Source organism: Candidatus Magnetominusculus xianensis, from assembly GCA_001541255.1.
GTDB classification, from domain to species: domain Bacteria; phylum Nitrospirota; class Thermodesulfovibrionia; order Thermodesulfovibrionales; family Magnetobacteriaceae; genus Magnetominusculus; species Magnetominusculus xianensis.
The window spans coordinates 23,919-36,363 of the sequence record LNQR01000119.1; the positions used below are offsets into that span (position 1 = coordinate 23,919).

General features: G+C 48.2%; 9 protein-coding genes and 2 tRNA genes. 9 read left to right on the top strand and 2 right to left on the bottom strand.

All coding sequences use genetic code 11. The features are described 5' to 3' along the window. Positions 1-6: 6 nt before the first annotated feature. On the bottom strand, positions 7-1,977 hold the full coding sequence (locus ASN18_RS15025; protein ID WP_157073033.1) for a cytochrome c3 family protein: 1,971 nt from the start codon (positions 1,975-1,977) through the stop codon (positions 7-9). Positions 1,978-2,032: 55 nt separating this feature from the next. Next, on the bottom strand, positions 2,033-3,331 hold the full coding sequence (locus ASN18_RS15030) for a metallophosphoesterase (protein WP_085053604.1): 1,299 nt from the start codon (positions 3,329-3,331) through the stop codon (positions 2,033-2,035). A gap of 136 nt (positions 3,332-3,467) precedes the next feature. Here ASN18_RS15030 and rpiB point away from each other — a divergent pair, with 136 nt between their 5' ends. The 9 genes from rpiB to ASN18_RS15075 all read left to right on the top strand — a co-directional run bounded on the left by rpiB (position 3,468) and on the right by ASN18_RS15075 (position 12,302). After that, complete coding sequence (rpiB, locus tag ASN18_RS15035) at positions 3,468-3,932, top strand: ribose 5-phosphate isomerase B (RefSeq protein ID WP_236861800.1); 465 nt, start codon at positions 3,468-3,470, stop codon at positions 3,930-3,932. Next, positions 3,916-5,172: a serine hydroxymethyltransferase gene (glyA, locus tag ASN18_RS15040; protein WP_085053605.1), complete on the top strand. Its 1,257-nt coding sequence runs from the start codon at positions 3,916-3,918 to the stop codon at positions 5,170-5,172. Before rpiB ends, glyA begins: the two co-directional genes overlap by 17 nt. A 60-nt stretch (positions 5,173-5,232) precedes the next feature. Beyond that, positions 5,233-5,303: transfer RNA gene (locus ASN18_RS15045), tRNA-Gln, on the top strand. Positions 5,304-5,308: 5 nt separating this feature from the next. Further along, positions 5,309-5,384 (top strand) — tRNA-Glu (locus ASN18_RS15050). A gap of 200 nt (positions 5,385-5,584) precedes the next feature. Then, on the top strand, positions 5,585-6,565 hold the full coding sequence (locus ASN18_RS15055) for a class II fructose-bisphosphate aldolase (RefSeq protein WP_085053606.1): 981 nt from the start codon (positions 5,585-5,587) through the stop codon (positions 6,563-6,565). A 252-nt stretch (positions 6,566-6,817) separates the two neighbouring features. Continuing rightward, positions 6,818-7,402 (top strand): sugar transferase, encoded by a 585-nt coding sequence (locus ASN18_RS15060; protein ID WP_085053607.1) that lies wholly within the window; start codon positions 6,818-6,820, stop codon positions 7,400-7,402. Then, entirely contained in the window at positions 7,396-8,937 is a 1,542-nt protein-coding gene (locus ASN18_RS15065; RefSeq protein ID WP_085053608.1) for a class I adenylate-forming enzyme family protein, read from the top strand. The genes ASN18_RS15060 and ASN18_RS15065 overlap by 7 nt, the downstream gene beginning before the upstream one ends. Beyond that, positions 8,934-10,103 (top strand): scyllo-inosose 3-dehydrogenase, encoded by a 1,170-nt coding sequence (iolM, locus tag ASN18_RS15070; RefSeq protein ID WP_085053609.1) that lies wholly within the window; start codon positions 8,934-8,936, stop codon positions 10,101-10,103. The genes ASN18_RS15065 and iolM overlap by 4 nt, the downstream gene beginning before the upstream one ends. A gap of 9 nt (positions 10,104-10,112) precedes the next feature. After that, positions 10,113-12,302, top strand: coding sequence for a GumC family protein (locus tag ASN18_RS15075; protein ID WP_085053610.1), 2,190 nt, complete (start codon positions 10,113-10,115; stop codon positions 12,300-12,302). Positions 12,303-12,445: the final 143 nt, after the last annotated feature.

A 12,445-nucleotide genomic window follows, 5' to 3' on the forward strand; every position in this document is an offset into this window, starting at 1 on the left:
CTTAGTTTATCGAATCCCATTATCCCCTTTAGCCAGTGGTTTTGAGTTATCTTTCAGAAAATCTTCAATCTCCACAACGCGTTCCTCTTCGTGCAGGACTGCACCTCTGAGTGTTTTATAGCGTTTAAGCTGTGCCTTTGTAAAGGAGGCAGATATGTTGTCAAGCCTTGCAAGGCCGTGTTCAAGGCGTTTTGAGAGTGTGAGGAGTTTATTGTACTTGTCCTTGTCTGCCCTGATGGAAAAGTCTCCGGGGACTTTCCACTTGTCTTTAAGGAAAAGCCATGAGGCGAAGTCCTCAAGTTTTGCGCCGTCCATGAGTTCTATTGGTGTAGTGTTTTGTATTGATTCAACTCTTAAACTCTCAGAATCGGCAATTATACTGTGCTGACCGTTAAAAGGATATGCGCCGTAGTTGTCAAAAAACTCCCATGTGGATTGAGATACCTGTTTATCCAAATGGCAGGAGCTGCACTTTCTAGCTTTGCCGAATGGATGAGCGGCCTGGTCAAGCTGGAGCCAGAGCAGGTGTTTGTTATTAGCTGAGAGATTGTCAAATGTGCCGTGAATATAGTATGCATCGTGAGTCTCACCCTTTGGCCAGTGGAACATCAGGGCGGGGGATGGAGGTACGTCTTCTTTGATGTTGCCCACGCTGTGCGGCCAGATTTTATACGGGCGCCATACACCCTTCTGGTCTTTGACAATTATTGGAGGGGACTGAATGCCGTAGTAAAGCGAGTACTTTTTAAATGGATTGGGTATACCGGCAACAGTGCCAGGTCCCCATATGGTTATCTGATAGCCCCTGAGTTCGCTTATGTGGCATGAGGGACAGTCGAGTGTTTTATGAGCGCTGCGTGCATGAGCGGCTTCGATTTCCAGATGGCAGTCCTGACACGTCGCCTTTCGTTCCATATCCCCCATGCCCTTTTCCCCTGTGGGGTGGCAGTCGACACAGTGAATACCCTTGTCGTAGTGAACGTCAGGTGTCATATCGGGGGGGACGGAGTAGTCACCGCCGATATAGGTCTCACCGCGCCGCGACTGCATAGCCCCGGGGTGGCAGATACTTGTGCCCCTGCCGGAGCCGGAGCATGTCTCTGACTTTGGGGTCTTTGTAAATGAATGAACACCGCCCTTTTGGGTTGGCGTGTAGTGACAGTCAAGGCAGCCTGCGTGGCAGACGTTACAGAATTTTTGTTTATCTTCGGCCTGTTTATGGGTAAACGAGGTATTTAGATTTTTAACGATGTCTGATGTGTTTTCATATGAAAACCCGGCGCCTGTTAGTTCCCCTGTGGCTGGCAGGTCGGCAAACGAAGGGCCGCAGTTGTGCGGCCCATAGGGTTGCGTCCATGTCCTCATATAGCGCTGGCGGTAGTTAATTCCCATTATGGTTTTTTTGAACTGGTGGAGTTCCTGCGGGTGACAGTTGGACTTTCCACAGGTCTTTTTTGCAATGTCGGGGTCGAAGTTAAACGTTTCGAGATTTCTGTCGTGCCAGAGCAGGTTTCTCACCTCATCGGGTACGGTAAGCTGACCGTCTTGAGTAGATTTCGGGAGCAGCTCATAGATTTTATTGTCTCCTGAGGGCAGAATCGGGCCATTAAAGATTTCCTTCCTGTTAAGAATTGTGCCGTCTTCGCTGATCAAAATGGCCTTAAGCATACCCTTATGTGCTGTATCTTTATCATTTGACCTGCCGTTGCCAAGATGGCAGTCACGGCATTCGATATCTGGGTGTTTACTTTGTTTTTCAACGGCCTCTTTTGTGATATAAAAATGTGGAACGTCCTGGGTCTCCATGAGTTTTTTATCCCCATGGCACCGGACACACCCCGCCGATGTATTATGCATAGAGCGATACGCAAGGGGAACAATGACAGCTAAACCAAGCAAAACAGCCAAGGCTATGAACCGCGGCGTCAATCCCTCACCGACAGAAAACACAGGGCGTAGAAAACTAAGTTTAGACATGGCTGATGATTCTAAATTTTCGGCAGTAGTTTGGTCAACATAAGCGGAGTTTGCGCTACTGGCGGCACGAGGCTGAACCGACGTTACACGAGGTTATTGGCTTACCGTTTTTGTCTCTGAGGGTTATGCTCCAACTGTCGCCTTCAGGCTCAATCGTTGCAAAACCGAAGGTGGATACACTTTTTACATTTTTCAAGGTCTTAAGACCAACCCTATAGCCCTGCAGTTTGGCCGATATTGCGGGGTAGAGCAGTGTACCGCTGTTACCGATGACAAACTGTGGCGGTGTGCCTGGTTCGTTATAGCTGAACATGTCAAAGACATGGAGGTGCCCGGAGACGACCATCTCATACTTTGACAACAAGGCGCTCCACTCTGCAGATCTGAAGGCAGTTTGAAGCGTATGGTTTAGCGTGAAGAGCTTGTCCTCAGTTTTATTTTCAATATTTGGGTCTTCGGTAACTGCCCATATCGGTCTGTGCGTTAGAAACCAGCGGTGTTTTGAGTCAGTGTTTTCATATGTCTTAAGGTATGAGGCATATCTGCTGGATTTAACCTTTGAGTATGTGTCGTCGTTTGCGCTTGTGGAGTCGAGAACACTCAGCGTGAGTGTGTCGAGGACGACGTTATAAGGCTCAGAGAAATTCTCACAATTCTCTGAGAATGGAAATGGGTCAAGCAGCCGAAACCATCCCATTGGGTTTAAGGCGCAGTTTTCTCTGTCACCTCTTAGAAATATCCATGGGGCAGCAGGCAGCAGATTTTGTGCTGGCAGGAGCAGGTCGGCCTCCCAGGTATCCCAGTTGTCGCCGTAGGGGCTCCTGCGGCAGCCATCTGACTCATATGGGCAGAGGGAATCTCTGTACGTATAATCCCCCATATGGATTATTAAATCGGGTTTATATCTGGCAGCCGACTCGGCAATATCAGGAAATACCCATGCGGAGCTGTTGTTACATGCCTGTAGCTCATCATCCGAAATCCTGCAGCCCGTGTCTCCGATTATCAAAACGCGGGAAGGTGATTTCTTAAGCAATGGCAGCGGTGTGGATTCAATAGACACAGTCTTTGCCTCAGCCGGGATGTCCGTCTCACACACCGTAACCTCCCATTCTCCCTTCTCTTTCACAACTCGGATACGCATGGGTACAGGTTTTGAGTCGATGACGGCGTCAGGGCAAACAGCCCCCTTTGTTACAGCCCTTGCAGTGATACTTCCGTTTGGGCCAAGCTCTACCCATTTATATATAACAGGCGCCGCATGTGGCGGCTCAACAGCCCTCCCGCCGCACTGAACCAGAAACGGCAGGATAAATATCCAGCAGAGCAGACTTCTCAAAAAACGATTTTTCACGGTGTACGGCTATAATAATAAAAACACGGAAATAAATCAAGCATTTATTCACGGCCTCCCCAATACGTCAGCCACAGTTTGAATCCTTGACAATGATTAAAACAGTTATATATTATACTCACTGGAGAGTGTCACGATGATGATAGCAATAGGGTGTGACCATGCTGGTGTCGAACTTAAAGCTCAACTAAGTATGCTGCTGAAAAGCGAAGGCATCGAGGTGAAAGATGTCGGAACTAATAGCGGGGCATCTGTGGATTATCCTGACTATGGCTCTAAGGCAGCCGCGGCTGTGTCGAAGGGGCAGGTTGACAGGGCAATCCTTATATGCGGCACTGGGATAGGCATGTCAATAGTGGCAAACAAGTATAGAAACGTCAGAGCAGCCCTATGCCACGACGTATATACGGCACGGATGAGCAGAGAACACAACAATGCTAACGTGCTGGTTATTGGCAGCAGACTAACCACACCTGAGGCAGCCACAGAAATACTAAAGACATGGCTTCACACGAACTACGAAGGCGGCAGGCACGAAGAGAGGCTGAAAAAAATCTCAAAAATAGAGGAATCCTTTGAATCCAATGAATCCAAAACTTGACGCAATAAAACAGTCTGACCCTGAAACCTACGATGCCATAATGGGTGAGCTGCAAAGAGAACAAAACAAACTGATCCTAATAGCGTCGGAAAACTATGCCTCCCCCGCAGTAATGGAGGCCCAGGGCTCGGTGTTTACGAACAAGTATGCCGAGGGCTACACAAACAAAAGATACTACGGCGGCTGTGAATATGTTGACATTGTCGAGTCTCTGGCGATAAATAGGGCAAAGGAGATCTTTGCGGCAGAGCATGTCAACGTCCAGGCACACTCCGGTTCACAGGCTAACATGTCGGTGTTTTTCTCTGCACTAAGGCCCGGGGATAAGATATTAGGCATGGACCTGCGCCACGGAGGACATTTAACGCACGGTGCGACAGTGAATTTCTCTGGAATGATTTACGAAAACGTGTTTTACGGTGTTGACAAGGAGACTGGCTACATAGACTACGAGGTTGTCAGAGAACAGGCCATTAAACACATGCCAAAGATGATAGTGGCCGGTGCCAGCGCCTACTCGAGGACAATAGACTTTAAACGATTCTCCGCAATTGCGGCTGAGGTAAACGCGACGCTGTTAGCGGACATAGCGCATATAGCCGGATTGGTTGCGGCGGGCCTTCATCCATCTCCCGTACCATACGCAGACTTTGTCACATCTTCAACGCATAAGACACTGAGAGGCCCTCGCGGCGGAATGATAATGTGCAAAGAAAAGTATGCCAAATCAATAGACAAGGCGGTATTTCCAGGTGTACAGGGCGGCCCGCTGATGCATGTCATAGCGGCAAAGGCAGTGGCCTTTAAAGAGGTGCTTACTGATGGGTTTAAGGCTTATCAGGAGCAAATAATAAAAAACGCACAGCGCCTCAGCAATGAGTTAAAACTCAGGGGATATAAAATAATATCAGGCGGCACTGATACGCATTTAATGCTGATTGACCTTAGGACTAAGAATATAACCGGCAGAGAGGCAGAAGAGGCGCTGGGCCTGGCAGACATCACAGTAAATAAGAATTCAATCCCCTATGACGATAAACCTGCAACCGTAACAAGCGGCATCAGGCTGGGGACCCCTGCGTTGACAACCCGTGGCTTCACAGAGGGAGACATGGCGGTGGTGGCAGACATAATTGACAAAGTAATTACCGGTCATGGACAGCCCAATGACTCTGCAAACGTGGAAGCCCAGCGGCAGCGCGTCAAGGAGCTATGCCAAAAGAAACCAATATATGTGTAACCGTCCGGCGGAATATTTGACATAAACCAAAGGCAATAGTTATAATAGCAGTGGAGAAGTTGGGGAGTCGTCTAATGGCAGGACAGCAGACTCTGGATTTGCCTGTAGGGGTTCGAGTCCTCTCTCCCCAGTACGTGGTCCCATCGTCTAGTGGCCCAGGACGTGGCCCTCTCAAGGCTGAAACACGGGTTCGACTCCCGTTGGGACCACCAACCTGCCTTGTGCAGTATCCCCTAAACGCTCCCCCTAAACTCTCATTGATACTTTGGCTTGTCTCTATCAATTTGGGCAATTTGGGCAATTTGGTCAGCTTGACAAACAAATGTTTCATTGATTAGTATATCGACACAGAGTGTTGCATTAAATATCTGCCGATCGTTTGCACGATTGGAATAATAAAATGGAGGATCTTATGGCGGTAAGTTACAAGGACTTGGGGCTTGTCAACACAAAAGAGGGATTTCAGAGGGCAGTAAAAGGCGGCTATGCCATACCCGCTTATAATTTTAACAACATGGAGCAGTTGCAGGCAATTGTAATTGGCTGCTCTGACAGCAAATCGCCCGTAATACTCCAGGTATCAAGCGGAGCCAGAAAATACGCAAACCAGACACTGTTAAGATTTATGGCCATGGGTGCCGTTCAAATGATGAAAGACATGGGTGGAAATATCCCTATCACGCTTCACCTTGACCACGGCGACAGCTTTGACCTTTGCAAATCTTGTATTGACACAGGGTTTTCATCTGTTATGATAGATGGCTCTCATCTGCCGTATGAAGAGAATGTTGCCCTTTCCAAGAAGGTTGTCGAGTATGCCCACGCGCATGACGTAACGGTTGAGGGTGAGCTTGGGGTGCTTGCCGGAATCGAAGACGATGTCTCTCACGAAGTCAGCCATTATACAAAGCCGGAAGAGGTTGAGGATTTCGTAAAAAAGACTGGCGTAGACAGTCTTGCTATATCAATAGGCACATCACACGGTGCATATAAGTTTAAGGTAAAGCCCGGTGAAGAGCCGCCGCCTTTAAGATTTGACATCCTTGAAGAGGTAGAAAGAAGAATACCGGGATTCCCTATAGTCCTTCACGGGGCGTCCTCAGTTGTGCCTCAGTATGTAGAGATGATTAACAAATACGGCGGCAAGATGGATGACGCAGTCGGTGTATCTGAGCAGCAACTGCGCAAGGCAGCATCTTCAGCCGTGTGTAAAATAAACATAGACACAGACGGCAGAATGGCAGTCACAGCCGTAATCAGAAAGATATTTGCCGAAACCCCGAAGGAATTCGACCCGCGCAAGTACCTTGGCCCGGCCCGTGATGAGCTCATAAAGATGATCAAGTACAAGAATGAAAACGTCCTGGGAAGCGCCGGAAAGGCAGTGTACTAAAAAGCAGGAACTACTGACCATGCTGGTCATATTAAAAGATATTTAGAACAGTGGAGGGTGCAGCACCCTCCACTTATGTTAATGTACAGGGATGTTAAAGGCTTCCTGATATGCAAACAATCCCACAGAAATGTTTTTCACCTTTGGACTGAAGTTGTAAATGACGACAGGCATATGTTATATTGAAAGTCTATGATTGGACGGTATGTACACACGGATGTGTGACTGGATTTTATTGGTACTGCACACACAATGATTAAAAGGTTGATTGATATTGCAGGTAGTTTGCTGCTGCTTATGATATTCTCACCGTATATGTTGATTGTTGCAGCAATGATTGTTATAGACTCAGAAGGCGGTGTGTTTTTCTCACACCGGCGCTGCGGAAGATACGGTGTGGAATTCACGATGTATAAGTTTCGTACAATGGTAAAAAATGCCGACAGCATCAAAGAGGAGCTTGTCAACGAGGTCGATGGCCCTGTGTTTAAGGTAAAAAATGACCCCAGGATAACCCGCGTCGGCAAATTTTTACGTAAATGGAGCATTGACGAGTTCCCCCAGTTAATCAATGTCCTCAAAGGTGATATGTCACTCGTTGGCCCGCGTCCTTTGGAGAACAAAGAAATGGTAGGCGACGAGAATTGGAAAACAGTCAGACTCAGTATTAAACCAGGTCTCACCGGACTTTGGCAGGTAATGGGCAGAGACACATGCAAATTCACCGACTGGGTAAACTATGATATCGAATATGTCAAACATCAATCCCTGTTCCTTGACATAAAGATATTATTGCTGACCATAGGGGCAGTTCTCAGGAGAAAGGGGTCTTGCTGAATATTAACGAATGTAAATCCATAGACGAGGCCCTTCAGCATAACTGGGTAAGCAATCCCGCTAAGACATTTATCATCTACAAGGCGCAGACCCTCACCTATGGAGATGTCTATCAGCTCGTCAACGGTCTGTCAGCCTTCCTGCGTGCCTCCGGCGTAAAGAAGGACGACAAGGTCTGCATGGTACTGCCGCGTGTGCCTGAGCTTATCATTACATTTTTAGCCGCAGCGCGCATTGGGGCACTTGTCGTTCCGGTGAACTTCACACTTGGGAAAATCGAGACAGCATCTTTCATTCGTTCTGTTAAACCAGCGGCAACTGTAATTCATGAAAAACTGTTGAGCAGCGTTGACCTTGATTGCCTCGCCACCGCCTGCAAGACAGTGATAATTGCCGAAATTGCCGAAAAAAAAAGAAGTCATCCAGCAAATTTTATACCCTGGCACAGCGCCTGCTGCCCATCCAACAATGTAACGGCGGCTGAGGCACAGCCACTGGCTTATCTAAACTACACGACCGGCTCAACATCTACGCCTAAAGGCGCCCTGGCCACACACGAAAACATCTATGTCAATACCGCATCTGCCGTCAACGCCATGGGCTTTACAGCGGACGACGTGCATCTGTGCATGTTTTCGTCCTTCGCCCATCCGCATGAACTGTTTGTGCGCGCCCTCTACACCGGGGCGTCTATTGCCCTTTTAGAAGAAATCAATCCGAAGACTATGGCCGCTGCCATATGCTCTGCAAAGGTTACGGCTATGATGGGCATTGCCCCGCTTTATGATATGCTCTCATCACATGCGAATAATATTAAACTAGATACACTGCGAATCGCCGAAAGCGGCGGTATGTATACAAGACCGGATGTATCAGAAAGATTTTTTAACACCTTCGGCATCCCCATTTTGTCCGTATGGGGAAGCACCGAGACCACAGGCATTGCCATAGCCAATACGCCGTCGTTCTATCGGATGGACGGCTCGATGGGCCGTCCCTGCCCCTATTACGAAGTAAAAGTGGTTGACGAAGACGGTAGAGAGACGCAGACAGGCCAAACCGGTGAACTGCTATTCAGAGGGAACGCCGTAATCTCTGGATACATAGAAGGCAGTGAGTTCCCGCTCACCGGCGGCTGGTACCAGAGCGGGGACCTCGGCTGGCGGGACAGCGAGGGTTTTTTCTACTTTACAGACAGAAAGAGTGGACTTCTGAAGGTTGCCGGCCTGAAGGTGTATCCACTGCAGGTGGAGCTTTGCTTGCTTGAACACCCGGCGATTAAAGAGGCCGCAGTCATCGGTATCGAAGACAAACTAAGGGGCGATATTCCTGCCGCCTTTGTAGTATTAAAAGAAAACGACACCGTGACCGTAGACGAAATCTTACGCTATTGCAATAAAAACATGGCTCATTATATGATACCAAGGAAGATGAAAATCGTGGAAGAGCTTCCCAAGATAGGAAGCGGGAAGATAGATAAAAAGCAGTTGAAGCAAGCGGCAGCGAAAATCCTGTCACAGGTTGACTTAAGATGAAGGCTTTTGTTGCTGATGGGCAGTGGGCGCCAAAAGACGGCTATACACCAACCAAAGAGGAAACCACAAGGAAAAGGGCTGTAATTGGCAGCAGCGTATGGCGTAACCCGACCTTTGAGCTAAAAAGCCTGCCTACGCCAAACATCACTGACGATGAACTCCTGATAGCGGTAAAAAGATGCGGCATCTGCGGCTCAGACACCCACTTGTATGAAACCACCCCGGACGGCTACATCCAGTTCTCCGGGCCGGTGAGCCTGCCCCAGACAATTGGTCATGAGTACTCAGGGGTAGTTGTAAAAAAAGGCCGCAGCGTCAGGAACTTCAAAGAAGGCGACATGGTGGCCGTTGAAAGCATTCACTGGTGCGGGATATGTACGCCCTGCAGGAGTGGGGCATTTAACCAGTGCGAAAATGTCGAGCTTATTGGGATAACCGCCCCGGGAGCGCTTGCTGAGTTCATCGCTGCCAAGGAGCGCCACTGCTGGAACATAAACAGCCTCAGACGTATTTATTCGGAAGACGACATTTATGACCTCGGCGCGCTGGTAGAGCCGGTTGGCTGCGCCTATAACGGTATTTTTATTGGAGGCGGCGGGATTAAACCCGGCATGGCAGCAGCAGTGTTCGGAGTCGGCCCGATTGGTCTTGCCGCGGTGGCACTGTCACGGCTCGCAGGGGCTAATGTTATAGTAGCATTCGATATAGAAAATAAGAGGCTCGACATAGCCAAGTCCCTGGGTGCGGATTACGTATTTAATGTTAATGATTTGAAAAAAGATGGAATATCGCCAAGGCAAAAGATAATGGAGCTGACAGACGGCTATGGCGCAGAGCTGCAAGTAGAAGCGGCAGGCGCAGCGCGCCTCACAGTGCCGGAGATGGAGAACTCTCTTGCCGTCAACGGCAAGTTAATCTACCTTGGACGCTCTGCAACCAGCGCCGAAGTGATGCTTGACTGCCTGGTCACGGGCGCTAACAGCATAATCGGCGTCAGAGGACACTCCGGCTACGGCATATATAACAACATCATACGGTTGCTTTCAACCGGCAGGCTTCAGATTAAAGGCATGATTACATCATATTATGATTTCAGCGAAACACTTACAGCGCTTGAGAAATCTGTTGAAAGACAAGACGCAAAGTGTATGATACGAATAGGATGATATTTTAACGTGGAATTATTGAGATTTCTCGCAGTCCTAAGGCGAAGGAAGAGATTTGTAATACTCTCTGTTGCCGTCACCTTTTTCACCGTTGTGGGGATAACCTTATTGATTACCCCGTGGTATGACTCAACGGCCAAGATACTCCTAAGAAAACCTCCGGTAAACTTTTTTTTAAATTCGGCAGTAGGCGTAACCGGCGAGCAATTCTCATCGGCTACGTCGAGTACCGACAGGGCAGACTATCTGGCAATCACCGCCCTCAGACCAAATGCCGAGCAGGTAATAGAAAAGTTGGACCTGAAATGGGAGCGCGTCCGGTACAGGATTATGAAGGCCATACCATTTTCAAAACCTATTTTAAAGTCCCTCGGTGTTGATGTTGAATCAACGAAAAAACCGATTACGGCTGAGAGGCTGCTTGAGTCCTCCCTCATGGCAAAACTGTTCCCACGCCCAAATATAAAGATAGAGCAGTACGAAGATACCGATATTTATAATGTAACGGCAAAGTCCTCAGACCCGGAAGAGGCAAAAAGCATAGCAAACGCAATGGCCGCAGCCATAGTTGACTCTGAAATCAAGCGTCTCAGGGGTAACTACGGCGAAGTCCGTGCCTTCATCGACGGCAATATTAACAAGATACGCCAAAACTATGTAAAAAGTCTGCAAGCCGTAAAGGACTTTCAACTCAAAGAAAAGGCCGCCTCTCTCGACAATCAGGCCCAGTATGCCATTGAGCAGATGCAGAAGATGAAAAGCAGTAAGTACAGCAACGACCTCGCTATATCAAAGACCAAATCGGCTATCTTTCTCCTGGAATCAAAGATTAAAAGCATGTCCTCACGCTCACAGGATATAACCAGCATCGGCCAAAACGATATCCTCACGGCCTATAAGAAGCAGTTTGCAACCCTGTATCTCAGCCTGTCCGAGGCAAAATCCAAGTATACGGCTAATCATCCGATTATACAGGATTATGAAAATCAAATCGTTCGAACAAAGGAATTGATGCAGGCTGAGTATGAAAAGATGATGACCCCTGACCTGCTGAGTATTGATACAGTATATACCGAAAACAGAAAAAAACTCCTTGAGTACTATATCGAACTCAGCACTTATGAAGCCCAGAGCACCATATTCCCTATAGTAATAAAAAAATACGAAGAGGAACTTAACTCCCTGCCTGATAAGTACTTCACGCACAACTTTCTTGACCAGGACACCACGGCCACAAAGACCGTCTACACCAACTTTCTGACTCACAGCTATCGTGTTGAGCTGGCCGAGAACATCGCCCTGTCCAATATCACAGTTGTCGAAGAGGCCATTGTTCACGAAGGCGGCAAGCACAAGCACCCAAAGCTGCCGCTTAATGCCGTCGCAGCCCTTGTCATGGGGCTGACCATTGGCATAATTGGCGCGTTTTTTATGGAATATGTCGACGGCACAATCAAGGTACCAGAGGATATTAAATCATATAAAAATCTGCCTGTCCTGGGTGTTATTACAAAGTTGAGCGGCTCTGCAAGGACACTTCACCCGCAGCACTCCGGCTCTTTTCAGACTATCGCTAACAGCATAAGCATCTTCATGGGCAAGCACGCCCCGAAAACTTTTGCCATATCAAGTGCATCAGCATCTGAAGGAAAGACATTCACGATTATAAACCTTGCGGCAGCGCTTGCCTCATCGGGGAAAAAGACGCTGCTTATTGACGGTAATATGCGCTTTCCATCGCTTCACAGCTTCTTTGACTGTCCTCAGACGCCGGGGCTTACTGATATAGCTGCCAATATATCAGCCGGCAAGACGCTTGCAAGCCTCATAATGGAGACCTCTACGCCAGGATTATTTGTAATTGCCGCAGGCAGCTCAGCGGAGCTTTCCCCTGCTGTGGGATCTGCTTCAGCGTTTAAAGAGCAGATGCATGAGCTAGCAAGCCGGTTCGATTTCATTTTAATCGATACCCCGCCTCTGTTGTCCTCTGATGACGCCATACTGCTTGGCAGCGCAGCCGGGGCTATGATACTTGTCGTAGAGAGCGGTGTAGTAACTCATGATATATTAAAAGACGCCGTCTCAAATATCACAATAACCGGCACAAAACTCTCAGGCGTGATACTAAACAAGACGGTCGCAAAACTCAGCGAGAACATGTGGAGCACATACAGGTATTTTCCATCTTCCGAGGCCTGATAAATTACTACTGAGCCAATTGCAAAATGCTGTAGCTCTTTATACCTGCAACATCCTGGATTCCCGCTTTCCAGACTGTGTCATAATAGCACCCCCCTTTCTTTTGAGGGGTGGGCGTAGCGGCTAGGCAGCTGGGGTATTTT

Bases quoted from the DNA above. Each gene is read 5' to 3' on its own strand.
- ASN18_RS15025 (WP_157073033.1), bottom strand. From the start codon at position 1,977: ATGTCTAAACTTAGTTTTCTACGCCCTGTGTTTTCTGTCGGTGAGGGA.
- rpiB (WP_236861800.1), top strand. From the start codon at position 3,468: ATGATGATAGCAATAGGGTGTGACCATGCTGGTGTCGAACTTAAAGCT.
- glyA (WP_085053605.1), top strand. From the start codon at position 3,916: ATGAATCCAAAACTTGACGCAATAAAACAGTCTGACCCTGAAACCTAC.
- ASN18_RS15055 (WP_085053606.1), top strand. From the start codon at position 5,585: ATGGCGGTAAGTTACAAGGACTTGGGGCTTGTCAACACAAAAGAGGGA.
- ASN18_RS15060 (WP_085053607.1), top strand. From the start codon at position 6,818: ATGATTAAAAGGTTGATTGATATTGCAGGTAGTTTGCTGCTGCTTATG.
- iolM (WP_085053609.1), top strand. From the start codon at position 8,934: ATGAAGGCTTTTGTTGCTGATGGGCAGTGGGCGCCAAAAGACGGCTAT.